This window comes from Streptomyces sp. A0642, from assembly GCF_004795105.1.
In the GTDB taxonomy this organism is placed as follows: domain Bacteria; phylum Actinomycetota; class Actinomycetes; order Streptomycetales; family Streptomycetaceae; genus Streptomyces.
Map to the genome: position 1 here is coordinate 180,713 of NZ_SSBL01000009.1, position 25,201 is coordinate 205,913.

At 72.4% G+C, this 25,201-nt stretch carries 25 protein-coding genes; 11 read left to right on the plus strand and 14 right to left on the minus strand.

The window, feature by feature from the left end:
* The first annotated feature begins 126 nt into the window (after window positions 1-126).
* Window positions 127-903, plus strand: a complete 777-nt coding sequence (locus E6R60_RS18575) for a SigE family RNA polymerase sigma factor (protein WP_136327696.1) — start codon at window positions 127-129, stop codon at window positions 901-903.
* Window positions 904-1,171: 268 nt separating this feature from the next.
* Here E6R60_RS18575 and E6R60_RS18580 read toward each other — a convergent pair whose 3' ends face one another.
* Window positions 1,172-1,819: a uridine kinase gene (locus tag E6R60_RS18580; protein WP_240802612.1), complete on the minus strand. Its 648-nt coding sequence runs from the start codon at window positions 1,817-1,819 to the stop codon at window positions 1,172-1,174.
* 140 nt (window positions 1,820-1,959) lie between these two features.
* Here E6R60_RS18580 and E6R60_RS18585 point away from each other — a divergent pair, with 140 nt between their 5' ends.
* A complete protein-coding gene (locus tag E6R60_RS18585; protein ID WP_136327697.1) occupies window positions 1,960-2,376 on the plus strand; it encodes a hypothetical protein in 417 nt (138 codons plus the stop codon).
* Between the two features lie 57 nt (window positions 2,377-2,433).
* Here the strand turns inward: E6R60_RS18585 and E6R60_RS18590 are convergent, their stop codons facing one another.
* From E6R60_RS18590 to deoC, 3 genes are read right to left on the minus strand one after another with little or no spacing between them, the layout of a single operon-like run.
* Window positions 2,434-3,345 carry an aldehyde dehydrogenase family protein gene (locus tag E6R60_RS18590; RefSeq protein ID WP_136327698.1) on the minus strand — a complete coding sequence of 304 codons (912 nt, stop codon included), beginning with the start codon at window positions 3,343-3,345 and terminating at the stop codon, window positions 2,434-2,436.
* Window positions 3,338-4,774, minus strand: coding sequence for an aldehyde dehydrogenase family protein (locus tag E6R60_RS18595; RefSeq protein ID WP_136327699.1), 1,437 nt, complete (start codon window positions 4,772-4,774; stop codon window positions 3,338-3,340). The genes E6R60_RS18590 and E6R60_RS18595 overlap by 8 nt, the downstream gene beginning before the upstream one ends.
* 5 nt (window positions 4,775-4,779) lie before the next feature.
* Window positions 4,780-5,727 carry a deoxyribose-phosphate aldolase gene (gene deoC, locus E6R60_RS18600; RefSeq protein WP_136327762.1) on the minus strand — a complete coding sequence of 316 codons (948 nt, stop codon included), beginning with the start codon at window positions 5,725-5,727 and terminating at the stop codon, window positions 4,780-4,782.
* Window positions 5,728-5,953: 226 nt separating this feature from the next.
* On the opposite strand from deoC, the gene E6R60_RS18605 reads away from it, so the two are divergent.
* Window positions 5,954-6,592: a PH domain-containing protein gene (locus E6R60_RS18605; protein ID WP_136327700.1), complete on the plus strand. Its 639-nt coding sequence runs from the start codon at window positions 5,954-5,956 to the stop codon at window positions 6,590-6,592.
* A 38-nt stretch (window positions 6,593-6,630) separates the two neighbouring features.
* Here the strand turns inward: E6R60_RS18605 and E6R60_RS18610 are convergent, their stop codons facing one another.
* Window positions 6,631-7,578, minus strand: coding sequence for an alpha/beta hydrolase (locus E6R60_RS18610; protein ID WP_136327701.1), 948 nt, complete (start codon window positions 7,576-7,578; stop codon window positions 6,631-6,633).
* A 99-nt stretch (window positions 7,579-7,677) separates the two neighbouring features.
* On the opposite strand from E6R60_RS18610, the gene E6R60_RS18615 reads away from it, so the two are divergent.
* Window positions 7,678-8,088: a helix-turn-helix domain-containing protein gene (locus E6R60_RS18615; protein WP_136327702.1), complete on the plus strand. Its 411-nt coding sequence runs from the start codon at window positions 7,678-7,680 to the stop codon at window positions 8,086-8,088.
* Window positions 8,089-8,172: 84 nt separating this feature from the next.
* Here the strand turns inward: E6R60_RS18615 and E6R60_RS18620 are convergent, their stop codons facing one another.
* The 3 genes from E6R60_RS18620 to E6R60_RS18630 all read right to left on the minus strand — a co-directional run bounded on the left by E6R60_RS18620 (window position 8,173) and on the right by E6R60_RS18630 (window position 11,502).
* Window positions 8,173-9,816, minus strand: coding sequence for a phospho-sugar mutase (locus E6R60_RS18620; protein WP_136327703.1), 1,644 nt, complete (start codon window positions 9,814-9,816; stop codon window positions 8,173-8,175).
* Between the two features lie 268 nt (window positions 9,817-10,084).
* Window positions 10,085-10,909, minus strand: coding sequence for a purine-nucleoside phosphorylase (locus tag E6R60_RS18625; protein ID WP_136327704.1), 825 nt, complete (start codon window positions 10,907-10,909; stop codon window positions 10,085-10,087).
* 155 nt (window positions 10,910-11,064) lie between these two features.
* A complete protein-coding gene (locus E6R60_RS18630) occupies window positions 11,065-11,502 on the minus strand; it encodes a gamma-glutamylcyclotransferase (protein ID WP_136327705.1) in 438 nt (145 codons plus the stop codon).
* Window positions 11,503-11,754: 252 nt separating this feature from the next.
* Here E6R60_RS18630 and E6R60_RS18635 point away from each other — a divergent pair, with 252 nt between their 5' ends.
* Window positions 11,755-13,194 carry an NAD(P)H-quinone dehydrogenase gene (locus tag E6R60_RS18635; protein WP_136327706.1) on the plus strand — a complete coding sequence of 480 codons (1,440 nt, stop codon included), beginning with the start codon at window positions 11,755-11,757 and terminating at the stop codon, window positions 13,192-13,194.
* Between the two features lie 187 nt (window positions 13,195-13,381).
* Window positions 13,382-14,335, plus strand: a complete 954-nt coding sequence (locus E6R60_RS18640; protein ID WP_136327707.1) for a DeoR/GlpR family DNA-binding transcription regulator — start codon at window positions 13,382-13,384, stop codon at window positions 14,333-14,335.
* Window positions 14,336-14,371: 36 nt separating this feature from the next.
* Here the strand turns inward: E6R60_RS18640 and E6R60_RS18645 are convergent, their stop codons facing one another.
* Window positions 14,372-14,971, minus strand: a complete 600-nt coding sequence (locus E6R60_RS18645; RefSeq protein WP_136327708.1) for a TetR/AcrR family transcriptional regulator — start codon at window positions 14,969-14,971, stop codon at window positions 14,372-14,374.
* Window positions 14,972-15,141: 170 nt separating this feature from the next.
* Window positions 15,142-16,896, minus strand: coding sequence for a biotin carboxylase N-terminal domain-containing protein (locus tag E6R60_RS18650; protein WP_136327709.1), 1,755 nt, complete (start codon window positions 16,894-16,896; stop codon window positions 15,142-15,144).
* A gap of 404 nt (window positions 16,897-17,300) precedes the next feature.
* Here E6R60_RS18650 and E6R60_RS18655 point away from each other — a divergent pair, with 404 nt between their 5' ends.
* Complete coding sequence (locus E6R60_RS18655) at window positions 17,301-17,759, plus strand: hypothetical protein (RefSeq protein ID WP_136327763.1); 459 nt, start codon at window positions 17,301-17,303, stop codon at window positions 17,757-17,759.
* 10 nt (window positions 17,760-17,769) lie between these two features.
* Here the strand turns inward: E6R60_RS18655 and E6R60_RS18660 are convergent, their stop codons facing one another.
* From E6R60_RS18660 to E6R60_RS18670, 4 genes are all read right to left on the minus strand, one after another.
* Complete coding sequence (locus E6R60_RS18660) at window positions 17,770-18,378, minus strand: nucleoside triphosphate pyrophosphatase (protein ID WP_136327710.1); 609 nt, start codon at window positions 18,376-18,378, stop codon at window positions 17,770-17,772.
* A 108-nt stretch (window positions 18,379-18,486) separates the two neighbouring features.
* On the minus strand, window positions 18,487-18,615 hold the full coding sequence (locus E6R60_RS37815; protein ID WP_276613975.1) for a hypothetical protein: 129 nt from the start codon (window positions 18,613-18,615) through the stop codon (window positions 18,487-18,489).
* 68 nt (window positions 18,616-18,683) lie between these two features.
* The gene (locus tag E6R60_RS18665) at window positions 18,684-18,890 is read right to left on the minus strand and encodes an acyl-CoA carboxylase epsilon subunit (RefSeq protein ID WP_136327711.1); all 207 of its coding nucleotides are present in this window, start codon (window positions 18,888-18,890) and stop codon (window positions 18,684-18,686) included.
* A gap of 14 nt (window positions 18,891-18,904) precedes the next feature.
* On the minus strand, window positions 18,905-20,488 hold the full coding sequence (locus E6R60_RS18670; RefSeq protein WP_136327712.1) for an acyl-CoA carboxylase subunit beta: 1,584 nt from the start codon (window positions 20,486-20,488) through the stop codon (window positions 18,905-18,907).
* A gap of 156 nt (window positions 20,489-20,644) precedes the next feature.
* On the opposite strand from E6R60_RS18670, the gene E6R60_RS18675 reads away from it, so the two are divergent.
* The 4 genes from E6R60_RS18675 to E6R60_RS18690 all read left to right on the plus strand — a co-directional run bounded on the left by E6R60_RS18675 (window position 20,645) and on the right by E6R60_RS18690 (window position 25,178).
* Window positions 20,645-21,508: a biotin--[acetyl-CoA-carboxylase] ligase gene (locus tag E6R60_RS18675; RefSeq protein WP_136327713.1), complete on the plus strand. Its 864-nt coding sequence runs from the start codon at window positions 20,645-20,647 to the stop codon at window positions 21,506-21,508.
* A 164-nt stretch (window positions 21,509-21,672) separates the two neighbouring features.
* The gene (locus E6R60_RS18680) at window positions 21,673-22,857 is read left to right on the plus strand and encodes an adenylate/guanylate cyclase domain-containing protein (RefSeq protein WP_136327714.1); all 1,185 of its coding nucleotides are present in this window, start codon (window positions 21,673-21,675) and stop codon (window positions 22,855-22,857) included.
* Between the two features lie 180 nt (window positions 22,858-23,037).
* Complete coding sequence (locus tag E6R60_RS18685; RefSeq protein ID WP_136327715.1) at window positions 23,038-23,850, plus strand: enoyl-CoA hydratase-related protein; 813 nt, start codon at window positions 23,038-23,040, stop codon at window positions 23,848-23,850.
* Between the two features lie 98 nt (window positions 23,851-23,948).
* Window positions 23,949-25,178, plus strand: a complete 1,230-nt coding sequence (locus tag E6R60_RS18690) for a GGDEF domain-containing protein (protein ID WP_136327716.1) — start codon at window positions 23,949-23,951, stop codon at window positions 25,176-25,178.
* Window positions 25,179-25,201 lie beyond the last annotated feature (23 nt).

Consider the following 25,201-nt stretch of genomic DNA (forward strand, 5'->3'; position numbering starts at 1 on the left):
CCCCGGATCACGTCGGCGCCGGGCCCTGTGACAGGCCTGTGACAGTCGGCGGACAGGGCCATGAAATCGCCCCGGCAAGCTCGTTGGCACAAGGAACGGACGGACTCCACCGACGGGGGGCGCGAGATGAACGCAACGCACGGCATCACCACGAGCGCAGTTGTCACGCGTCTCCACGACCTCGGGCGGAGCACCGAGCAGTCCGGCGCCGCGCTGAACGGGCGGGGATGCGTCCGAGCCGCAGGGCGTTCGTACCCGTCGTCCGAGCGCAAGCCGTTCCTGACGGTGGTCGACGCGCCCGCCGCCACGGCGGCGGGCAACGGGGGAAGCACGTACGGGGAGGTCACGGGGGAGCGGAACGCCCCGGAGCGGGACGGGGACGCCGAAGCGGCGTTCACGGCCTACGTCCAGGAGCGCCGCGCCTCCCTGTACGCCACCGCCTACCACCTGACCGGTGACCGGTTCGAGGCCGAGGACCTGCTGCAGAGCGCCCTCTTCTCGACGTACCGGGCATGGGACCGGATCAGCGACAAGGCGGCGGTCGGCGGCTATCTGCGCCGCACCATGACCAATCTGCACATCAGCGCCTGGCGCAGGCGCAAGCTGAACGAATACCCGACCGAGGAGCTGCCGGAGACGGCGGGCGACACCGACGCGATGCGCGGGACGGAGCTGCGCGCCGTGCTCTGGCAGGCGCTGGCGCGACTGCCCGAGACGCAGCGCACGATGCTGGTCCTGCGCTACTACGAGGGCCGCACGGACCCCGAGATCGCGTCGATCCTCGACATCAGTGTCGGCACGGTGAAGTCCAGCATCTGGCGGTCGCTCCGCCGGCTGCGCGAGGACGAGGTCCTCAGCTTCGGCCGTGACGAGGAGGAGTCCTTCGGCGAGCTGGTGGCCTGAGGCAGCGGGGGGTACGGGGGCGTCGCTTCGGGGGAGGCGGCGGTGTGACGGGGGAACGGGGGCCGCTGCTTCGGGGGAGGCGGCGGTGTACGGGGTACGGAGCCGCCGCTTCGGGGGAGGCGGCGGTTTCACGGGGGAAGCCGAGGGGTCGGACGGGCCGGGGGGTCCTGTCCGGCCCCTCGGCGTTCGTGCGGGCCTTTCGGGGCCGCTGACCGAACCCCCGCTCCTCCTGTGTCACCCGGGGTCCGTCCGGGGAGGACGACAGCCCTTACGGGGCCGGGCTCGTCTTCGCCGGTGCCGGCGTCCGGCAACGGCCCGCCGCTGCCGCGGCCAGCCGGCCCAGGGCCTCCGCCTTGCCGCACGGGTGCGCCCCGAGTTCCACCTGGCGGGCCACGATGCGGCGTTCGGCGCGCATCAGGCGCCAGCCCCGGCGGAGGAGGAACGGCACGGATTTGCGGCCCTCGCGCAGGTCCCGCAGCAGGCGGCGGCGGAACGTCGTGGACGGACGGCCGCGCAGGCACAGGGCGTCCGCCAGGAGGCCCAGCGACTGGCACCGCTCGACGATGTCCGCGGCGAAGATCCCCTCGGCCACGAAGAGCGGCGTGCGCTCGATGTGGAAGCCCTCGTGACCGGTCCGGGAGCTGGTCGCGATGTCGTACACCGGTATGTCGGTCCGGCCGGTGCGGCACAGTTCCGTGATCGCGGCGACCGCCGCATCCGCGTCCCAGGAGAGCGCGGAGTCCCAGTCGATGTCCGTGCTTCCGCTGACGAGCGGCAGCGTGGGGTCGCCCGCCTCCTTGTAGAAGTCGTCGAGCCGCAGCACCGGAAGACCGGTGCGGGCGGCGAGGGAGGACTTGCCGGAGCCGGAGGGGCCCGCCAGCAGGACGACGCGGGTCGAAATCGCATGGGAACTCACGGAACACAAGTGTGAGGCATTGACCCGCACAGGGGATCCCCGGAGGTCCGGTTGGTATCCCGCATCACACCTCAACTACTCTGAGCACTCGATTGATTACTCGATCGATGGTTCGATCGGCCCGATCAGGTGGGAACTCCATGGCACGTCACGCACTTTCCAAGTCCCGGCGCCGCGCACTGCTGCGGGCAGGTCTGACCGTCACCGCGGTGGGTGCCGCGCTCGGAGCGGGGGGTGCGGCGGCCCAGGCGGCCCCGCTGCCCCTCGTGCAGGCGACGGGGACCGACACCAGCCTCGGCGAGGCGAGCGAGGCCGCGGGCGGCGCGGTCACGGGGGCGCTCGGCCACTCGCTCGACAACGGCATCGCGCCCGTGACGCATCTGCGTCTCGACCCGCTGGCCGGTACGGGCGTGGACCCGCTGGACAACGCGGTGGGGACGCAGGTCGCCGACTTCAAGCCGGTCTCCACCGCCGCCGTGACCGACCCGCTGACCAGCGGCGGCGCGCTGAAGGACCTGCCCCTGCTGGGGCCGGTCACGGGCCTGCTGCACGGCTGACACGGACGGCGGCCCGCGCCCGGGGTGTCCCGGGCACGGGCCGCCGCCGTATCCGTGTCAGTACGAGGAACCCGCCGCGCCCAGCGCGCCCGTCGGGTGCCACACCGTCTTGGTCTCCAGGAACGCCGTCAGGCGGCGGGTGCCCGGGTCGGCCGACCAGTCGGTGTCCGCGTCCGCGTCCTTGTCCACAGCCTGTGGGCGCGCGACGCGCTTCAGGTTGTCGGCCGCCGCGATCTCCAGCTCCTTCGCCAGATCCGCGTCGGCCCCCGTGAGGTCGATGCCGTTGACGTCCTGGTGCGAGGCGAGCGGCGTGGCGATCTCCGCCGTCCTCCCCGACAGGATGTTGACGACTCCCCCCGGCAGGTCCGAGGTGGCCAGCACCTCGCCCAGCGACAGGGCGGGCAGCGGGGACCGCTCCGAGGCCACGACGACCGCCGTGTTGCCGGCCGCGATCACGGGTGCGAGCACCGAGACCAGGCCCAGGAACGACGACTCCTGCGGCGCGAGGACGGTCACGACGCCGGTCGGCTCCGGGGTCGAGAGGTTGAGATACGGCCCCGCGACCGGGTTCGCGCCGCCCACGATCTGGGCGATCTTGTCCGTCCAGCCCGCGTACCAGACCCAGCGGTCCACCGCCGCGTCCACGACGGCCGCGGCCTTGGACTTCGACAGTCCCTCGGCCTCCGCGACCTCGCGGACGAACTGGTCCCGCCGGCCCTCCAGCATCTCCGCGATGCGGTAGAGGATCTGGCCGCGGTTGTACGCGGTCGCGCCCGACCAGCCGCCGAACGCCTTGCGCGCCGCCACGACGGCGTCCCGCGCGTCCTTGCGCGAGGACTGGGGAGCGTTCGCCAGCCACGCGCCCTTCGAGTTCGTCACCTCGTACACCCGGCCGCTCTCGGAGCGGGGGAACTTGCCCCCGACGTACAGCTTGTAGGTCTTGAAGACGCTCAGTCGCCCGTCAGACATCGAGGTAGGCCTCCAGACCATGACGGCCGCCTTCGCGGCCGAAGCCCGACTCCTTGTAACCGCCGAACGGCGAGGTCGGGTCGAACTTGTTGAACGTGTTGGCCCAGACGACGCCCGCCCGGAGCCTGTTCGCCACCGCGAGGATGCGGGAGCCCTTCTCCGTCCAGATGCCGGCCGAGAGGCCGTACTGGCTGTTGTTCGCCTTGGCGACCGCCTCGTCCGGCGTACGGAAGGTCAGCACGGACAGGACCGGGCCGAAGATCTCGTCGCGGGCGACGGTGTGCGCCTGGGTGACGCCGGTGAACAGCGTCGGCGCGAACCAGTAGCCGGCGGAGGGGAGCTCGCACGGCGCCGACCAGCGGTCCGCGCCCTCGGCCTCGCCCGTCTCGACGAGCGCGGTGATCCGGGAGAGCTGTGCCTCGGAGTTGATCGCGCCGATGTCGGTGTTCTTGTCCAGCGGGTCGCCGAGGCGCAGCGTGGAGAGCCGGCGCTTGAGGGCGTCCAGCAGCTCCTCCTCGATCGACTCCTGGACGAGGAGCCGCGAGCCCGCGCAGCAGACCTGGCCCTGGTTGAAGAAGATGCCGGTGACGATGCCCTCGACGGCCTGGTCGATCGGCGCGTCGTCGAAGACGATGTTGGCGCCCTTGCCGCCCAGCTCCAGCGTGGCCTTCTTGTCCGTGCCGGCGATCTGGCGGGCGATGGCCTTGCCGACCGCGGTCGATCCCGTGAAGGCGATCTTGTTGACGTCCGGGTGCTCGACGAGGGCCGAGCCCGCGTCCCCGTAGCCCGTCAGGATGTTGACGACGCCCTTGGGGAGACCGGCCTGCCGGCAGATGTCCGCGAAGAAGAGCGCGGAGAGCGGGGTCGTCTCGGCGGGCTTGAGCACGACCGTGTTGCCGGTGGCGAGCGCCGGGGCGATCTTCCACGCGAGCATCAGCAGGGGGAAGTTCCAGGGGATGATCTGCCCGGCGACGCCGAGCGGGCGCGGGTTCGCGCCGTAGCCGGCGTGGTCCAGCTTGTCGGCCCAGCCCGCGTAGTAGAAGAAGTGCGCGGCGACCAGCGGGAGGTCCGCGTCGCGGGTCTCCTTGATCGGCTTGCCGTTGTCCAGCGTCTCCAGGACGGCCAGCTCGCGCGAGCGCTCCTGGATGATCCGGGCGATCCGGAAGAGGTACTTGGCGCGCTCGGAGCCGGGCAGCGCCGACCACTTCTCGAACGCCCGGCGGGCGGCCTTCACGGCCCGGTCCACGTCCGCGGAGCCCGCCCGCGCGACCTCGGAGAGCACCTCCTCGGACGACGGGCTGACCGTCTTGAAGACCTTGCCGTCGGCGGCCTCGGTGAACTCGCCGTCGATGAACAGGCCGTACGAGGGGGCGATGTCGACGACGGAACGGGATTCCGGCGCCGGTGCGTACTCGAATGCAGATGCCATGGGAATCAGTCCACCGTCACGTAATCGGGGCCGGAGTAACGGCCGGTGCTGAGCTTCTGGCGCTGCATCAGCAGGTCGTTCAGCAGGCTGGAAGCGCCGAAGCGGAACCAGTGGTTGTCCAGCCAGTCCTCGCCCGCCGTCTCGTTCACCAGCACCAGGAACTTGATGGCGTCCTTGGTGGTGCGGATGCCGCCGGCCGGCTTCACGCCGATCTGGACGCCGGTCTGCGCACGGAAGTCGCGCACCGCCTCCAGCATCAGCAGGGTGTTCGCGGGGGTGGCGTTGACCCCGACCTTGCCGGTCGACGTCTTGATGAAGTCCGCGCCCGCCAGCATCCCGAGCCAGGAGGCCCGCCGGATGTTGTCGTACGTGGACAGCTCGCCGGTCTCGAAGATCACCTTCAGCCGTGCCCGGCCGCACTCGGCCTTCACGGCGAGGATCTCCTCGTACACCTTCAGGTAGCGGCCGGAGAGGAAGGCCCCCCGGTCGATCACCATGTCGATCTCGTCGGCGCCCGCGGCCACGGCGTCACGGACGTCCGCGAGCTTCACGTCGAGCGCGGCGCGCCCGGCGGGGAAGGCGGTCGCCACCGACGCCACCTTCACGCCGGAACCGGCCAGGGCGGCGACGGCGGTCGCCGCCATGTCGGGGTAGACGCAGACCGCCGCGGTGCGCGGGGACGTGCGGTCGGTGGGATCGGGGTTGACGGCCTTGGCGGCGAGAGCCCGGACCTTGCCCGGGGTGTCCGCGCCTTCCAGCGTCGTCAGGTCGATCATCGAAATGGCCAGGTCGATGGCGTACGCCTTGGCCGTCGTCTTGACCGAACGGGTTCCGAGCGAGGCGGCGCGCGCTTCCAGGCCGACGGCGTCGACGCCGGGCAGCCCGTGCAGGAAGCGGCGCAGCGCACTGTCGGACGCCGTCGCGTCGGCGAATGCGGGGGCAGTGGTGGGCATGGTCACCACATGAGCATATCTACGCGCGTAGCGGCCTGTACAGGGGGCCGTGGCCTTCGCGCATCACGCGGTGCCCCGGCGGACGGCGCGGCGGCGGGCGCCCGCACGTCCGGGCCCGCCCTGCCCTTCGGCGCGCGCACGTCCGTGACCTGCCCCGTCGTGCTCCGTACGCGTGTCCGGGCGGCCGCCCCCGCGTTCGCCGCGGACGTCAGGCAGAATCGGGCCCATGACGAGCCCCACACCGCCCTCCGAGCCCACCTACGCCGACCGGACGTTCCGGTCGCCCGCCGGGCTGGTCGGGGGTGTCCTCCTGATCCTGCTCCTCGGCTGGATCGGCGGGGACGCGGCCGTCCGGGGCGAGGGCCGGGTGCCGTGGCTGGCGCTGGCAGGACTGCTGGCCGTGGTGCCGCTGGTGGTCGCCTTCACGCTGCGGCCGGCGGTGTTCGCCAACGACCGGCGCGTCCGGATCCGTAATCCGTTCCGGACGATCACGCTGCCGTGGTCCGACGTCGCGGACGTCCGGGCCGGGTACTCGAGCGAGATCTTCACGCAGGACGGCGGGAAGTACCAGCTCTGGGCGGTCCCCGTCTCGCTGCGGCAGCGCAAGAAGGCTGCCCGTCACCAGTCCCGGCAGTCGATCGACGACCCGTACGGCAGGACGTCCGTCACCGCCGACGTGCGTGACACACAGGCGCGGTCGGCGGCCGCCGACCAGTCGGTGCGCGACCTCAGGGAACTGGCCGAACGCGCACGCGAGAAGCCCGCTGCCGAAAGCCCCGCCAAGGCGGTCCGCTGGGCCTACGAGGTGATCGTGCCGGCCGTGGTGGGGGCGGTGCTGCTGGTGGTGCTGGGCGCCATCGGCTGAGGGCCCGCCGACCGGTTCCGGGAACGCCCGGGCCGCCTTCAGGCCGCGCGTTCCCCGGTGCCGCCCCCCGGCGCGCCGTCCGCCCCGGCGGCGCGACCGCCGGCCGCCGCATGCCCCGCTCCGGCGAGAAACGGTTCCAGCAGGCCGAGCAGCGCCTTCGGACGGTGCAGCGGGATGATGTGGCCGCAGTCCTCCAGGAGGTGGCCGACGAGGTCGTCGGCCACCGGCCGGAGCTGCCTTTCGAGCGCCCTGCCCACCGGATGGGAGCCGATCGTCATGACCGGGACGGTCAGCCGGCCCGCGCGGACGGCTTCCCGGATCTGCTCCGCGCTCGTCGGCAGTTCCCGGTAGTAGGAGAAGGCGCACCGCAGTGCCTCGCCTCCGGTGCAGGCGCGGACGAAGGCGTCCCGGACGGCGGGAGCCACGCCCTCGCCGAGCGTCCCCTCGGTGAGGAACCAGTCGACGTACCGGGCTTCGTGCCCGGTGAGCACGGACTCCGCGAGTCCGGGCACACGGTGGAAACCGAACCACCAGGGCGCCCCGTGGGCGAGGAATTCCTCCGCGCCCGGCAGTCCGCCCATGAGCGATTCCATCAGGACGAGCCGCCCGACCCGGCCGGGGTGGCGCATGGCGAGCAGGAACGCCGGCGGTGCGCCCGCGTCGATGCCGATCACGGACGCGGAACTCTCCCCGAGAGCGTCGAGAAGGGCCCCGGCGTCGGCCGCGAGCGTACCGGCGTCGTAACCGCCCTGTGCCCGGCTGCTCAGCCCGAACCCCCGCAGGTCGGGTGCGATGACGCGGTGGCGGTCGGCCAGCTCGTCCATGACGTGGGTCCACAGCTGCCAGGTGTGGGGAAAGCCGTGCAGCAGCAGGACGGCGGGGCCTTCGCCGGCGACCGCCACGTTCAGCTCGACGCCGTTGGCCCCGATCCGGCGGAGCTCGACGGGGTGTCGAGGGTGGAGTGACGGGGGCGTTGACACGGGCATGGGGTCCTTCCGGGCGGTTACCAATGGTGACAACACAACGGTAGGTAACTAGCCTGGGGGCGCCAAGACCGCACTTCTGCCTCAGGTGGTGAGCTCCAGGTGACCTCTTCGGCACCACCCTCCCGCGACGGACGGCGGGGGGACCTCTTCGATCCGCAGTGCCCGACCCGCCGTCTGCTGGACCGCATCGGCACGAAGTGGATGTCGATGGCCGTCAAGGTGCTGGCCGAGGCGGCCCCCGGGGAGGTCCGCTTCGGTGAGCTTCAGCGCGCGATGACGGGCGTCTCGCAGAAGATGCTGTCGGTCACCCTCCGCGGGCTGACCCACGACGGCCTGGTCGGCCGCCGGGTGGAACCGTCGGTGCCGCCCCGCGTGTACTACCGGCTCACCCCGCTCGGCCTGACCCTGGTGGAACCGCTGGCCGCGCTGCGCGCGTGGGCCGAGGAGCACATGGCCGAGGTCGACCTCGCGAACCTGCGCGCCGAGCAGGAGGCGGCGGCCGACTCCTGACCCGCGGGAACGGGCGACGGCGGGCGGGACCGCCGGCTCACGGCCCGAGAGGCACGTGAGCCGGCGTCGTCCCGGTGCGCCGGGTCAGATCCCGGCGGCGGCGGCCAGATCGCGCTTGATGCCGGCCAGCAGCTCCGCGCCCCTCGCGCGGGCCGCGGGCAGCTCGTCGGCCGAGCCGACCGGCACCACGACCTCCAGATAGCACTTGAGCTTCGGCTCGGTGCCGCTCGGGCGGACGATCACCCGGGCGCCCTCCAGGTGATAGCGCAGCCCGTCCGTGGGCGGCAGCAGCCCGGTGCCGTTCGACAGGTCCTCGGCCGAGGTGACGGCCAGGCCCGCGAGCGCGGTCGGCGGCTGCTCGCGCAGGCGGCGCATGGCGTCCGCGATGACCGACAGGTCCTCGACCCGGACCGACAGCTGGTCGGTGGCGTGCAGCCCGTGGTCGACCGCGAGGTCGTCCAGCAGGTCGAGCAGGGTGCGGCCCCGCTCCTTGAGTACGGAGGCGAGTTCGGCGACCAGCAGCGCGGCCGTGATGCCGTCCTTGTCGCGGACCCCGTCCGGGTCGACGCAGTAGCCGAGCGCCTCCTCGTAGCCGTACCGCAGTCCGTCCACGCGGGCGATCCACTTGAAGCCGGTCAGCGTCTCCTCGTAGCCGAGGCCCGCCTTCTCCGCGATCCGGCCGAGGAGGGACGAGGACACGATGGACTCGGCGAAGACGCCGGTGACACCGCGGCCGACGAGGTGGGCGGCGAGCAGCGCGCCGACCTCGTCGCCGCGCAGCATCCGCCAGCCGCCGTCCGCCGCCGGGTCCGGGACGGCGACGGCACAGCGGTCCGCGTCCGGGTCGTTGGCGATGACGATGTCCGGGTCCGCGCGCCGGGCCGTGGCGAACGCGAGGTCCATCGCGCCGGGCTCCTCCGGATTGGGGAAGGCCACGGTGGGGAACGCGGGGTCGGGCTCGGCCTGCTCGGCGACGAGGACCGGGGCGGGGAAGCCGGCACGGTCGAACGCGGCGGTGAGCACGGAGGCGCCGACGCCGTGCATCGCCGTGTACACGACGCGGGCGGTACGCGGCGAGTCCGCCCCCAGCACCGCGTCGGTGCGCGCCAGGTAGGCGTCCAGGACCTCGTCGCCGAGGGTCTCCCAGCCGTCGTCGGGGCGGGGCACGGTGTCCAGCGGGCCGACCGCGGCGATCGCCGCGGCGATCTCGCCGTCGGCCGGCGGCACGATCTGCGAGCCGTCGCCCAGGTAGACCTTGTAGCCGTTGTCGCGCGGCGGGTTGTGGCTGGCGGTGACCTCGACGCCGGCCACGGCCCCCAGGTGCCTTATGGCGTACGCGAGCACGGGGGTGGGGAGCGGGCGGGGGAGCACCGCTGCCCGCAGACCGGCGCCGGTCATGACGGCGGCCGTGTCGCGGGCGAAGTCGGTGGACTTGTAGCGGGCGTCGTAGCCGATGACGACGAGGCCGCCTTCCTGGCCCTGGTCCTTCAGGTACGCGGCGAGGCCGGCGGCGGCGCGGATGACGACGGCGCGGTTCATCCGCATGGGCCCGGCGCCGATCTCACCGCGGAGGCCGGCGGTGCCGAACTGGAGCGTGCCGGCGAAACGGGCGGTGAGCTCGTCGAGGTCCTCGGCGGCGATGAGCGCGGCGAGCTCGTCGCGGGTCTCGGGGTCGGGGTCCTCGGCGAGCCAGGTCCTGGCCCGGGCGAGGAGGTCCTGGGTCGTCACGGTGTCGGCCTTTCCGGTGCGGGGGCGGGACGGGGTGGTGCGTGGTGCGGGTGGGGGCGGTGCGGGGATCGGGCCTGCGACGCTTCTGTTTCCCCTGCCCGCCCCTTCCCGAACCCGGGGCCCCGCGAGGCGCCCGCGCCTCGCACGCCGGCGGGGCCGGGGCCGCGCCTCGACGGCGAGGAGGCGCGGTCAGGCCTCTGGGGCCCCGGACGGAGTCCGGGGGAGACCGCGGAGCGGGGGCGGCGTCCCGGGAACGGGCGCCGCGCGGTCAGATCCGGTCCAGGACCCTCGCCAGGAGCGAGCCCATCCGGGCCGCCGAGTCGCGGCCCGCCTGCAGGACCTCTTCGTGGTTCAGGGGCTCGCCGCTCAGGCCCGCAGCCAGGTTCGTCACCAGGGAGATGCCCAGCACCTCCGCACCCGCCTCGCGGGCCGCGATGGCCTCCAGCACGGTGGACATCCCGACGAGGTCGCCGCCCATGACGCGGACCATGTTGATCTCGGCCGGGGTCTCGTAGTGCGGGCCGGGGAACTGCACGTACACGCCCTCTTCGAGGGTCTCGTCGACCTCCTTGCACAGCGCCCGCAGCCGCGGGGAGTACAGGTCGGTCAGGTCGACGAAGTTGGCGCCGATGATCGGCGACGCCGCCGTGAGATTGATGTGGTCGCTGATCAGGACCGGCTGTCCGGGGCGCATGCCCTCGCGCAGACCGCCGCAGCCGTTCGTCAGCACGACGGTCTTGCAGCCCGCGGCGACCGCGGTGCGCACCCCGTGCGACACGGCGGCCACGCCGCGGCCCTCGTAGAAGTGCGTACGGCCCAGGAAGACCAGGACGCGCTTGCCGCCGATGCGGTACGAGCGGACCTTGCCGCCGTGGCCCTCGACGGCGGGGGCGGGGAAACCGGGGAGGTCCGTCACCGGGAACTCGGCCTCCGGAGTGCCCAGCGCATCGCCGGCGGGCGCCCAGCCGGAGCCCATCACGAGGGCGACGTCGTGGGTCTCGGCACCGGTCAGCTCGCGCAGGCGGGCGGCGGCGTCGGCGGCGGCGACGTGCGGGTCGCCCTGGATGTGGTCCGGAATAACTGATGCGTTCACGCCGATGAGCGTAACCGCAGAATCCCTACGCGCGTAGATGCTCCTGTACAGAGTCTTGGCGCGTCCGTTCGTGCGTTCGTACGGCAATCCCGTGATGATCTTGGGAAAGCGCAGTTCAGAGGGGGCCCGAGGGGGTCGGAAGGGGCCTGCGGCGCTCAGCAGGGGCGCTTGCGGAGTTCCATCACATAATCGTGTGGCGCACCCGCGGAATCGGCCGCGTCGGCCACCTCGCCCAGGTACCGGGCCGACGGCAGCCCGCCCTCGTACCCGTTCAGCACGTACATCCAGGCCGGCTCCTCGCCGTCCAGCGTGTGCACCCGGACCCGCATGCGGCGGTAGATGTCCAGGCCGACGCCCTCCCAGCGGTCCATGGAGTCCTCGTCCATCGGCGCCAGGTCGTACAGCGCCACGAAGACCTGGGAGCGGGGCGCCTCGACCACGGTGGCCAGCGCGCCCTCCCAGCCCATCTGCTCGCCGCCGAACGTCAGCCGCCAGCCGTTCAGCCAGCCGGTGCCGCGCAGCGGGGAGTGCGGTGCGCGGCGCGTCATCAGCCGCGCGTCGAGGTTGCCGGCGTACGCGGCGTAGAGCGACATGGGATCGAGGGTACGGGAGGTGGCGGCGGGAGCGTCGATTCCTGAGAGGAACAACCCCGCCGGGCGGCCCGGATCCGTGCCCGGCCGCCCGTGTGCGGGGCGTCCCGGCGCACGTATGGAGGGCCCCGGGGCGAAGCACCTTGGCGCGTGCGGGACAATGAAGTACGTACTGCATTCCCCCGGGGCGGCTCCCCGGACCCCCGGCCGGGGCAGCAGACGGCCGCGGGACGAGAAACGCGAGGCGGACTTTTCGTGACCCGGATCGTGATCATCGGCGGCGGACCCGGCGGGTACGAGGCGGCATTGGTGGGCGCCCAGCTCGGCGCGGAGGTGACCGTCGTCGACTGCGACGGCCTCGGCGGCGCGTCCGTGCTCACCGACTGCGTGCCCTCGAAGACCCTGATCGCGACGGCGGAGGTGATGACCACCTTCGACTCCTCGTACGAGGAACTCGGCATCATCGTCGCGGACGACACGCCGCACATCGAGCAGGCGGCGCGTGTGGTCGGCGTCGACCTGGGCAAGGTCAACCGGCGGGTGAAGCGCCTGGCGCTCGCCCAGTCCCACGACATCACCGCCTCGGTCACCCGTGCCGGCGCCAGGGTGATGCGCGGACGCGGCCGTCTGGAGGGCCTCCAGGCCGCCGACGGTTCCCGCCAGGTCGTCGTCACCGCGGCCGACGGCACGGAGGAGACGCTCACCGCCGACGCCGTGCTGATCGCCACGGGCGGTCACCCCCGGGAGATCCCGGACGCCCTCCCCGACGGGGAGCGCATCCTGAACTGGACCCAGGTCTACGACCTCGACGAGCTCCCCGAGGAGCTCATCGTCGTCGGCTCCGGTGTCACCGGCGCCGAGTTCGCCGGCGCCTACCAGGCCCTCGGTTCCCGCGTCACCCTCGTCTCGTCCCGGGACCGGGTGCTGCCGGGCGAGGACCCGGACGCGGCGGCCGTCCTGGAGGACGTCTTCCGCCGCCGCGGCATGAACGTGATGGCCCGCTCCCGCGCCCAGTCCGCCAAGCGGGTCGGCGACCGGGTCGAGGTGACCCTCGCCGACGGCCGGGTCATCACCGGCTCGCACTGCCTGATGGCGGTCGGCGCGATCCCCAACAGCGCCGGCATGGGCCTGGAGGAGGCCGGGGTCCGGCTCAAGGACTCGGGCCACATCTGGACCGACAAGGTCTCCCGCACCAGCGCGCCGGGCGTCTACGCGGCCGGTGACGTCACCGGGATCTTCGCGCTCGCCTCCGTCGCCGCCATGCAGGGCCGGATCGCGATGTACCACTTCCTCGGCGACGCGGTGGCCCCGCTGAACCTGAAGACGGTCTCCTCGAACGTCTTCACCGACCCCGAGATCGCCACGGTCGGCTACAGCCAGGCCGACGTCGACGCCGGCAAGATCGACGCCCGCGTCGTCAAGCTCCCGCTGCTGCGCAACCCGCGCGCCAAGATGCAGGGCATCCGGGACGGTTTCGTCAAGATCTTCTGCCGGCCCGGCACCGGCATCGTGGTCGGCGGCTGTGTCGTCGCGCCCAAGGCGAGCGAGCTGATCCACCCCATCTCGATCGCGGTCGACAACAATCTGACCGTGGAACAGATCGCAAACGCCTTCACGGTGTACCCGTCCCTGTCGGGTTCGATCGCGGAAGTGGCCCGGCAGTTGCACACCCGGAAGACCGCGGGCGAGGCGTAACCCCCCTCGGGGAATCCGGCATTCCCCGGCAACCTCCGGCAACTCGGGCGGTCCGCCGGCCGCCGTTCGATCAGTACGGAACAACAACGGGGCCGCCTATACCACTTGGCGGCCCCTTGTATGTACAACTTCTGCTATTCGACGCAAACAGCTGAAAACGCGCGGTCGTGACGTTACTGTCAGTTCTGTGTTCGCTGCAGAACGTCGTCAGTTGATCCTCGAAATGGTGCGCGCCAACGGGGCGGTATCGCTCCGTGAGCTCGCCCGCGTCGTCCAGACCTCCGAAGTGACCGTACGGCGGGACGTGCGGGCACTGGAGGCAGAAGGACTCCTCGACCGCCGGCACGGCGGTGCGGTTTTGCCGGGCGGTTTTACGCGGGAGTCCGGCTTTCCGCAGAAATCCCATCTCGCCACCGCGGAGAAAACGGCCATCGCCGACCTGGCCGCCGGCCTCGTCGAAGAGGGCGAGGCCATTGTGGTCGGCGCCGGTACGACCACGCAGGAGCTGGCCCGCCGGCTCGCGCGGGTCCCCGGTCTGACCGTGGTCACCAACTCGCTGCTGGTCGCCCAGGCGTTGGCCCATGCCAACCGGGTGGAAGTGGTGATGACCGGGGGCACCCTGCGCGGCTCCAACTACGCCCTGGTGGGCAGTGGCGCCGAGCAGTCGCTCCAGGGGCTGCGGGTCTCCCGCGCCTTCCTGTCCGGGAGCGGTCTCACCGCCGAACGCGGACTCTCCACGTCCAACATGCTCTCCGCGAGCGTGGACCGGGCGCTGGTGCAGGCCGCGGGGGAGGTGGTGGTCCTCGCCGACCACACCAAGCTCGGCTCCGACACCATGTTCCAGACCGTGCCGACGGATCTCATCACCCGTCTGGTGACGGACGAACCGGCCGCGCACGACGACCGGGCGGCCGCGGAGCTGCAGGCCCTGGCGGACCAGGGTGTGCAGATCGCGGTGGCGGGTGCGGGAGGTGCGCCCGCCTCGGCGGACACCGCGCCGCCGGGCCGTGCGGCCCGGCGCGACATGCCCCTGCCGGGGCAGCGCCGTACGCACACCCAGTCGTTGCGGGGGCCGGCGGTGCTGGCTGACCAGGGTGGTCAGGGCGAGCGGGCGCGGGTGGCGGACCTGCGGCGGCGGTAGCGGGCCGGGAGGGGCTGGAGGCGCTGAGGCGGCGGCTCAGCCCTCGCGGCTCAGCCCCCGCAACGTCAGCGTGAGCAGGCGCCCCGCCAGATCCGGATCGTCCGGGGACTGCTCGGCGGCCAGCGCGATCGCGTTGGTCAGCTGCATCAGGTCGTCGATGGACACCTCGGCCCGCACCGCCCCGCTCGCCTGGGCGCGGGCCAGCAGCGCCGAACCCGCCTCGCGCAACGGCACGTTGCACGGGGACAGGGCCGAGCTCTCGTCCCGGCACGTCGACATGAGTGCCTGGGCCAGCCCCCGGTACTCACCCGCATGAGTGATGAGCGCACCCAGCCACTCCACCAGACCGGTGCACGGCTGCTCCGCCTCCGCCAGTTCGCGGGAACGGGCGATGAGGGAGGCCACCGCCTCCTGGAAGACCGCGCTCATCAGCGCGTGCCGGGTCGGGAAGTGCCGGTACAGCGTGCCGATGCCCACGCCCGCCCGTCGCGCGACGTCCTCCAGGGAGGCGTCGGTGCCGTGCTCGGCGAAGGAGTGACGGGCCTCGGTCAGCAGCCGGTCGTAGTTGCGGCGCGCGTCGGCGCGCATGGGCCGGTCCGGCGCGCGGACCGGTGTCCCTGCCGTACTCATCGCCATCGCGCAGTCCTCCCTGTGTCCGCCTCGGGGTCCAGGATGCCATCGCGCAACCGGAGGTGCTCTCCGTAACGCTGGACGGCCGGGCCGCACGCCGCAATGACCGGCGCCCCGGTCACGTCCTGCGACGTGAGCGGGGCACCGGTGGAACAGGTGGCGACGGACGCCGCGGATCAGTCCTTGATCTCGCAGATGACAGCGCCGGAGGAGACCGAGGTGCCGACCTCGGCGGCCAGGGCCTTGATGGTGCCCGCGCGGTGCGCGTTGAGGGGCTGCTCCATCTTCATGGCCTCCAGGACGACGATCAGATCGCCCTCCTTGACCTCCTGGCCCTCCTCCACCGCGATCTTCACGATGGTGCCCTGCATGGGGGAGGCGAGGGTGTCGCCGGAAGCCGCCGAGCCGGACTTCTTGGCCGCGCGGCGCTTGGGCTTGGCGCCCGCCGCGAGGCCCGTGCGGGCCAGGCTCATGCCGAGCGAGGAGGGCAGCGAGACCTCGAGGCGCTTGCCGCCGACCTCGACGACGACCGTCTCGCGGCCGGACTCCTCGTCCGCCTCCGCCTCGGCCGGGGCGGCGAACGGCTTGATCTCGTTGACGAACTCCGTCTCGATCCAGCGGGTGTGGATACGGAACGGGTCACTGGTGAACGCCGGGTCGGCCACGACCGCGCGGTGGAACGGGATGGCGGTGGCCATGCCCTCGACGTTGAACTCGGCCAGGGCGCGGGCCGCGCGCTGGAGCGCCTGCTCACGCGTCGCGCCGGTCACGATCAGCTTGGCGAGCAGCGAGTCCCAGGCGGGGCCGATGACCGAGCCGGACTCCACGCCCGCGTCGAGGCGGACGCCGGGGCCGGTCGGCGGGGCGAAGAGGGTGACGGTGCCGGGGGCGGGCAGGAAGCCGCGTCCCGGGTCCTCGCCGTTGATGCGGAACTCGAAGGAGTGGCCGCGCATCTCCGGGTCGCCGTAGCCGAGCTCCTCGCCGTCGGCGATGCGGAACATCTCGCGTACGAGGTCGATGCCCGTGACCTCCTCGGTCACCGGGTGCTCCACCTGGAGGCGGGTGTTGACCTCCAGGAAGGAGATCGTGCCGTCCACGCCGACCAGGAACTCGACGGTGCCGGCGCCGACGTAGCCGGCTTCCTTCAGGATCGCCTTGGACGCCGCGTACAGTTCCGCGTTCTGCGCGTCGGACAGGAAGGGGGCCGGGGCCTCCTCGACGAGCTTCTGGTGGCGGCGCTGGAGCGAGCAGTCACGGGTGGAGACGACGACCACGTTGCCGTGGGTGTCGGCCAGGCACTGGGTCTCCACGTGGCGCGGCTTGTCGAGGTAGCGCTCCACGAAGCACTCCCCGCGCCCGAACGCGGCGACGGCCTCACGGACCGCGGAGTCGTACAGCTCCGGGATCTCCTCGAGCGTGCGCGCGACCTTCAGCCCGCGCCCGCCACCGCCGAACGCGGCCTTGATCGCGATCGGCAGCCCGTGCTCCTCGGCGAAGGCGACGACCTCGGCGGAACCTCCGACCGGGTCGGGGGTCCCCGCCACGAGCGGGGCGCCCGCGCGCTGGGCGATGTGACGGGCGGCGACCTTGTCACCGAGGTCCCGGATCGCCTGCGGCGGCGGGCCGATCCACGTGAGACCGGCGTCCAGCACGGCCTGGGCGAACTCGGCGTTCTCCGAGAGGAAGCCGTAACCCGGGTGGATCGCGTCCGCCCCGGAGTCCTTGGCCGCCTGGAGCACCTTGGCCATGTCCAGATAGCTGGCGGCCGGGGTGTCACCGCCCAGGGCGAATGCCTCGTCGGCCGCACGCACGTGCAGAGCGTCGCGGTCCGGGTCTGCGTAGACGGCCACGCTCCCGATTCCCGCGTCCCGGCAAGCTCGGGCAACACGGACAGCAATTTCGCCACGGTTGGCGATGAGCACCTTGCGCACGATGGCTCCCTCCTTGTGAAACAAGCTGAGTTTAGGGACAACCGACACGGCCTTACGACCCGTCCCCACTCGTGAGCTTGCCCACACGGAGTGTGATTCGAGGCTTTCTCGAGTCGCGAAATCCCTTGTGGCACCACGGTACGCCGGAGACCATGACCGCACAGTAGCCACGAGGTGTGGTCCAGGTCTCTGTCGGCACGGGCAGCGACTCCCCGTATTTCTTTGTGGGCTTCCTACTAAGCGGTGCGAAAATCTTTGCCCGGCACACCGGGGCGCGCACAAGGGGGGTGTCAAGCCGTGCCGTGCGGGGGTGTGAAGGAGCTGCCGCAGCCCTTGTCCGCCGCATTACTCGTTAGTAAGGTCCGCGCTATCGCACGTACTGCAGGTAACAGGGGGTGAGCGCCGTGGGCGCCATGGTGCGCAGGCCGGTGGCTTTCATAGCCGCGCTCGTGCTGTTCGCGGAAGCCGTGGGCATCGTGATCGTCAACGTGGTCCTCGGGACGGTCGTCAAGAACCAGGACATGTCCCTGGCGGGCACGGACCCCGGCGTCATGTCCAAGGGCACCTGGGTGCTGGGCGGCGTCTCGGGACTCTTCCTGGTGCTGTGCGGCGTGCTGCTCCTGCTGGCCGGCGTCCGCGACCGGGCCCCGGGGCGCGTCGCCCGGATCGTGCTCATCGGCTGCGCCGTCGTCCACGGGGTCCTGGGCGCGCTGACGGTCGGTCTGGTGGGCTGGCCGGCGTTCGCCTTCATGATGGTGGTGCTCGGCCTGATCGTGCTGACGCTGGTGGCGTACGGCCCCGCCGAGGAGGAAACGGCCCCCGGCGCCGGGCCCGGGCAGCCGACGGCCCCCGCCCCCGTCTGAGCCGGGTCCCTCAGACCCAGAGGTCGGTGACCTGGATCCCGAGCTCGCCCAGCAGCCGCCGCAGCAACGGCAGCGAGAGTCCGATGACGTTGCCCGGGTCGCCGTCGATGGAGTCCACGAACGGCGCGGAGCGCCCGTCGAGGGTGAAGGCCCCCGCCACGTGCAGCGGCTCGCCGGAGGCCACGTAGGCGGCGACCTCGGCGTCCGAGGGCTCACCGAAGCGGACCGTCGTCGACGCGGTCGCGGCGGCGGTGCGCCCGCTGGCGGTGTCGATCAGGCTGTGGCCCGTCTGCAGCACCCCGGAGCGCCCCCGCATGGACTTCCAGCGGGCCGTGGCCTCCTCGGCGTCGGCCGGCTTGCCGAGCGCCTCGCCGTCCAGTTCCAGTACGGAGTCGCAGCCGATCACCAGCGCCCCGGCGGCCTCCGGACGGGCGGCCACGGCGGCGGCCTTGGCCCGGGCCAGGACCAGCGCCAGCTCGGCCGGTGTCGGCGCGCTCAGCGCGTCCTCGTCGACCCCGCTGACGATCACCTCGGGCGCGAAGCCTGCTTGGCGCAGGAGGCCGAGACGGGCGGGTGATTGGGAGGCGAGCACGAGACGGCGGGGTGTGGGCGTGGTCATGGGCGCCATCGTACGGACGCGGCGCGGGGGCGGGGGCGCCGCCTCCGGAGCCCCGCTCCTCGGTCTCGCCCGGACTTCGTCCGGGGGACGTCCCGGGGCTCGACCGCGTCAGCGCGTGCCCAGGGCGAGCATCGCCACGACCATGGCCAGGGCCAGGATCAGGCCCGCGCGGCGCATCATCTTCTCCGCGTCGCGGAGTTCTTTCGGAGGCTTGTTCTCGGGGTCGGACCACAACATGATCCGATCCTGCTGCCCGGACGGTGGCGGCGCCTGAGTACGCGTACTCAACCGCCGCCACACGCGCCCTAACCGGGCCAGTACGTACGTGCCCAGGCGCGCGGTCCGGGCAGGTGGCGGGCGCGCCGGGCCAGCCCGGCGGGGTCGGACCACTGCGCGGGCAGCTCCGGCGCACCGGACGGCGCGGCGGACACCGCCGCGGCGCGGGCCCGGACCACCGCCAGTGCGGCGGCCAGCTCCTCCGGGGTCGGGTTGCCCCGTACGACCTTGATCATGGCCAGGACCCTTTCTAGAGGGGGATGTTGCCGTGCTTCTTGGGGGGCAGCGACTCCCGCTTCGTCCGCAGCTGCCGCAGCCCCTTCACCACATGGGCCCGGGTCTCGGACGGCATGATCACCGCGTCGACGTAGCCGCGCTCGGCCGCCACGTACGGGTTGAGGAGCGCGTCCTCGTAGTCCGCCATCAGCTCGGCGCGGGTCGCCTCCTGATCCTCGGCGGCCGCGATCGTACGGCGGTGCAGGATGTTGACGGCGCCCTGCGCGCCCATGACCGCGATCTGCGCGGTCGGCCAGGCGACGTTGATGTCGGCGCCCAGGTGCTTGGAGCCCATGACGTCGTAGGCGCCGCCGAACGCCTTGCGGGTGATCACCGTGATCAGCGGGACGGTCGCCTCGGCGTAGGCGTAGATCAGCTTGGCGCCGCGGCGGATGATGCCGCCGTACTCCTGGTCGACGCCCGGCAGGAAGCCGGGGACGTCGACGAACGTCAGCACGGGCACGTTGAAGGCGTCACACGTGCGGACGAACCGCGCGGCCTTCTCGCTCGCGTTGATGTCCAGGCAACCGGCGAACTGCATCGGCTGGTTGGCGACGATGCCGACCGGGTAACCCTCGACCCGGCCGAAGCCGGTGAGGATGTTCGGCGCGAACAGGGCCTGCGTCTCCAGGAATTCGCCGTCGTCCAGCACGTGCTCGATCGCGGTGTGCATGTCGTACGGCTGGTTCGCCGAGTCCGGGATCAGCGTGTCGAGCTCGCGGTCCTCGTCGCTGACCGCCAGGTCCGCCTCCTCCGGGAAGGCCGGGGCCTCGGAGAGGTTGTTCGAGGGCAGGTACGACAGCAGCGACTTGACGTACTCGATGGCGTCCTTCTCGTCACCCGCCAGGTGGTGCGCCACACCCGAGGTGGTGTTGTGCGTACGGGCGCCGCCCAGCTCCTCGAAGCCGACGTCCTCGCCGGTGACCGTCTTGATGACGTCGGGGCCGGTGATGAACATGTGCGAGGTCTGGTCGACCATGACCGTGAAGTCGGTGATCGCGGGGGAGTAGACCGCGCCGCCGGCGCACGGGCCGACGATCAGGGAGATCTGCGGGACGACACCCGAGGCGTGCACGTTGCGGCGGAAGATCTCCGCGAAGAGGCCCAGCGCCGCGACACCCTCCTGGATGCGGGCGCCGCCTCCGTCGTTGATGCCGATGACCGGACAGCCGGTCTTCATCGCGAAGTCCATCACCTTGACGATCTTCTCACCGTAGACCTCGCCGAGCGAGCCGCCGAAGATGGTGAAGTCCTGCGAGTACACGCAGACGGGACGGCCGTCGACCGTGCCGTAGCCGGTGACGACGCCGTCTCCGTACGGCCGGTTCTTCTCGATGCCGAAGTTCGTCGAGCGGTGCCGGGCGAACTCGTCCAGCTCCACGAAGGAACCCTCGTCGAGCAGGAGATCGACGCGCTCCCGCGCGGTCAGCTTGCCCTTCGCGTGCTGCTTCTCCACCGCGCGCGCCGACCCGGCGTGGGTCGCCTCGTCGATACGGCGCTGGAGGTCCGCGAGCTTGCCCGCGGTGGTGTGGATGTCGATCTCTACCGGCTCGGACATCGGGTGGCGGCTCCCTGCCTGGTCACGGGGACGACGGTGCTGCTGATCAGCGGACGAACGGCTGACGGCCCGCACTCTGTACGGCTACTGATCCGTAGCGTATCGGCGCGGATACCGTTCGGCAGTGCGTCGTTTGACACACCTAGGGTGGCTTGCATGACACCCTCGGATGCGCCACAGAGCCGTTGGTCGGACCTGGACCGGCCGCCCCTGAACGTTCCCGCGCTGCGCCGCGGACTGCTGAGGCCGGGCGGGCTGTGGACCGTCCTCGACGTCGTCGACAGCACCGGTTCCACCAACTCCGACCTCGCCGGGCGTGCGGCCTCCCTCGCCGAGGGCGCCGTCCTGGTGGCGGAGGAGCAGACCGCCGGCCGGGGACGCCTGGACCGCACCTGGACCGCCCCGGCACGCTCGGGCCTGTTCTTCTCGGTCTACCTGACGCCGGGGGCCGTACCGGTGCAGCGGTGGGGCTGGCTGCCCCTCCTGGCCGGAGTCGCCGCGGCGACCGGCCTGGCGCGGTCGGCGGGCGTCGACACGGCACTGAAATGGCCCAACGACCTGCTGGTCACGGTCGGCGGACAGGAGCGCAAGACGGGCGGCATCCTCGCCGAGCGGGCCGGCGACGGCGTCGTCATCGGCATCGGCCTCAACGTCTCCCTGCGGGCCGACGAACTGCCCGCCCCCACCGCCGCCTCGCTCGCCCTCGCCGGAGCGGTCTCCACCGACCGCGAGACGCTGCTGCGGGGCGTGCTGCGTTCGCTGGAGCAGTGGTACGGACAGTGGCGGGCGGCCGACGGCGACGCGGCCGCCAGCGGCCTCCAGGAGGCGTACGCCGCGGGCTGCGCGACGCTCGGCCGGACGGTACGGGCGCAGCTGCCCGGCGACCGCACGCTCACCGGCGAGGCGGTGGCGATCGACGGGGACGGCCGGCTGGTCCTGTCCTCGGACGACGGCCTGCGGGAACCGGTCTCGGCGGGCGACATCGTGCACCTGCGCGGCGCGGAGGGCGGACTGACCTGAGAAGCTGGGGCCGGGCACCGCTCACGGCTTCCGAGCGGCGCACGCGGCTCGCCCCGTCCGGTCACGGCTCCACGACGTGAGGTAGGGCACACCTGCCGTATCGTTGAGGCGATCCACCGACAGATCGGCAGGGCAGTGCGCAGGGAACGGGCAGGAGGCGGCTGGTGACCGTCGACGACACGACCTCCGGAGCGGGCGACGAGCCCTCGCCGGACTCCTCGGTCCACGCGACACCGCATCACGAAGTCGACCACACGGCCGAACCGACCGACGATCCGCTCGCGATCCGGCTGGAACAGCTGATCCTGGGCGCGGACCGGCGCTACACCCCCTTCCAGGCCGCCCGGACCGCGGGTGTCTCCATGGACCTGGCCTCCCGGTTCTGGCGGGCCATGGGTTTCGCCGACATCGGGCAGGCCAAGGCGCTGACCGAGGCCGACGTCCTGGCGCTGCGGCGGCTGTCCGGTCTGGTCGAGGCCGGGCTGCTCAGCGAGCCGATGGCGATCCAGGTGGCCCGGTCGACCGGGCAGACCACCGCCCGGCTGGCCGAATGGCAGATCGATTCGTTCCTGGAGGGCCTCACCGAGCCGCCCGAGCCGGGAATGACCCGCACCGAGGTCACGTACCCCCTGATCGAACTGCTCCTGCCGGAGCTGGAGGAGTTCCTGGTGTACGTGTGGCGGCGCCAGCTCGCCGCCGCCACCGGCCGGGTCGTGCAGGCCGCGGACGACGAGGAGATGGTCGACCGGCGCCTGGCCGTCGGCTTCGCCGACCTCGTCGGGTTCACCCGGCTGACCCGGCGCCTGGAGGAGGAGGAGCTCGGCGAACTCGTCGAGTCCTTCGAGACCACCTGCGCCGACCTGGTCGCCGCGCACGGCGGCCGGCTCATCAAGACCCTCGGCGACGAGGTGCTCTTCGCCGCCGACGACGCGGGCACCGCCGCCGAGATCTCGCTGCGCCTCGTCGAGGCGATGACCCTGGACGAGACCATGCCGGCGCTGCGCGTCGGCATCGCGTTCGGCACGGTCACCACCCGGATGGGCGATGTCTTCGGCACCACGGTGAACCTCGCCAGCCGCCTCACCTCGATAGCTCCGAAGGACGCCGTCCTGGTGGACGGGGCGTTCGCCGAGGAGCTGACCCGTACGGGCGACGCCCCCGTCTCCGAGGCCCGGGCCGCGGCGGAGGCGGCTGCCGCCGCCGAGCGGGCCGAGAAGGAGGGCGCGGACGGCGGGGAGCCGGTACCCGCGCCCAAGTACCGCTACGGGCTCCAGCCGATGTGGCAGCGCCCCGTCCGCGGCCTCGGCATCGTCGAGCCGTGGCTGCTGGCCCGCCGCGGCGCGTCCTGACAGGTCCCCCGGCCCGCTGCCGCGCCCCGTCCTTGCACGACCCGAGCCGCCCCGGACCCCCCGCGCCGGGGGAGCCCCGGGATCCCTCGGGTCACGTCTTGACCCGACCCTGACCTCCCGCCCCGGGAGAGCTCTAGGATCCCTCCGGTAACGCTCGTTAACCGACAGGGGTGCACACTCATGACCGTCACGTCCGAGCAGCGGTTCGGGGATTTCGTCGTCGTACGGCGCCATGAAGGTCTGGAACACGTGGCCGAGCTGGTCCTCGACCGGCCGAAGGCCATGAACGCGGTGTCCACGGACATGGCCCGGTCGATCGGCGCCGCCTGTGCCGCGCTCGCCGCCGGCCCGGACGTCCGGGTCACCGTGCTCACCTCCAGCCACGAGCGGGCCTTCTGCGTGGGCGCGGACCTCAAGGAGCGCAACTCCTTCTCCGACCTCGACCTGGTGCGCCAGCGGCCCACCGCGCGCGCCGCCTACACCGGAGTGCTCGAATTGCCGATGCCGACGATCGCCGCGGTGCACGGCTTCGCGCTCGGCGGCGGGTTCGAGCTGGCCCTGTCCTGCGATCTGATCGTCGCCGACGCGACCGCACTGGTGGGGCTGCCCGAGGTGTCGGTCGGGGTCATCCCGGGCGGTGGCGGTACCCAGCTGCTGCCGCGCCGGGTCGGAGCGGCGCGCGCCGCCGAGCTGATCTTCACCGCCCGCCGGGTGGAGGCGGCGGAGGCGCGCGAGCTGGGGCTGGTCGACGAGCTGGTGGCGGAGGGCCGGGACCGGGCCGAGGCGCTCGCGCTCGCCGGCCGGATCGCGGTGAACTCCCCGGTGGGGCTGCGGGCGGCCAAGCGGGCGCTGCGGCTCGGCCACGGGCTCGATCTACGGGCGGGGCTGGAGGTGGAGGACGCGGCGTGGCGCTCCGTGGCCTTCTCGGGTGACCGTGCGGAAGGCGTGGCCGCGTTCAACGAGAAGCGGAAGGCGAACTGGCCGGGGGAGTGACGCCGGATGTGACTCGCTGTGAGCGTTGCGCGGCAACGCATCGCGTACGTCGGGCCGTGAACTGATCAATCCCTCGCAAACCTACATAAGCTGGGGCGATGGGTGGTGACGATGCGCGACTGCGGGCCGTGGTCTCGCTTGCACAGGCGATGGCGGCGGCGCACACCCCGCGGGGGTGCTGGCGGGCGGCCGCGCTGGGGGCCTGCCAGGCGCTGGGCGGCAGCTTCGCCGCGCTCTCGGTCTGGGAGCGCGGCCCCGGCCGGCTGCGGGTGCTGGTCAACGCGGGTGAGCGGGCCGAGGGGGAGGAGGAGTTCCCCGACGACGAGACGTACCCGGTGCACCAGTTCCCGGAGATCACCGAGTTCCTCCACGAGCGGTGGGCCGGGGGCGGTGAGCCGGACGCCTGGGTGGAGACCGCCGAGGGGCCGGTGGAGCCGGAGCCCGGGGACGCGGACGCGGGAGGCGCGGACGGGGCGGGTGCGCACGGGTACGGACACGGCTACTGCCATCAGCGGGTGGCGGCGCTGCGCCGGCGCGGGCGCGGGTGCTGTGTGGTCGCGCCGATCGTGCTGCACGGGCGTGCCTGGGGCGAGCTCTATGTGGCGCGGCCGGTGGGGGAGCCGGTGTTCGGCCGCCGGGACGCGGACTTCGCCACGGTGCTGGCCGCCGTCGTGGCCGCCGGGATCTCGCAGACCGAGCGCCTGGAGGAGGTGCGCAAGCTCGCGTTCACCGATCCGCTGACCGGCCTGGCCAACCGGCGGGCCGTGGACATGCGGCTGGACGAGGCGGTGGAGCGGCACCGGGCGGACGGTGCGGTGGTGAGCCTGGCCGTCTGCGATCTCAACGGCCTCAAGTGGGTGAACGACACACACGGGCATGCCGTCGGTGACCGTTTGCTGGAACGTTTCGGCTCCGTCCTGTCCCGGTGCGGGGCCATGCTGCCCGGGGCGCTGGCGGCCCGGCTCGGCGGGGACGAGTTCTGCCTGCTGGCGCTGGGGCCCGGGGCGGACGAGGTGGTCGCGGTGGCCACGGAGCTGTGCGAGCGGGCGGCCGAGCTGGAGTTCGGCAACGGGGTCGCCTGCGGGATCGCGTCCACGGGCGATCCGATCGGCCCGGTGGTCACCGCGCGGCGGCTCTTCCGGCTCGCGGACGCGGCCCAGTACCGGGCGAAGGCGGCCCGGTCCACGACGCCCGTGGTGGCGGGGCGTGACGGCGAGGTCATCCGGCTGGCGGACTCCCCGCCCGGATCCGCCCACGATCGCCGCCGGCTGCGGGGAGCGGTGCCCGAGGCGACGGACGAAGTAAGGGGTCATCCCGAGGACCACTAGTGACATGCGGGGTTTCAATCCGT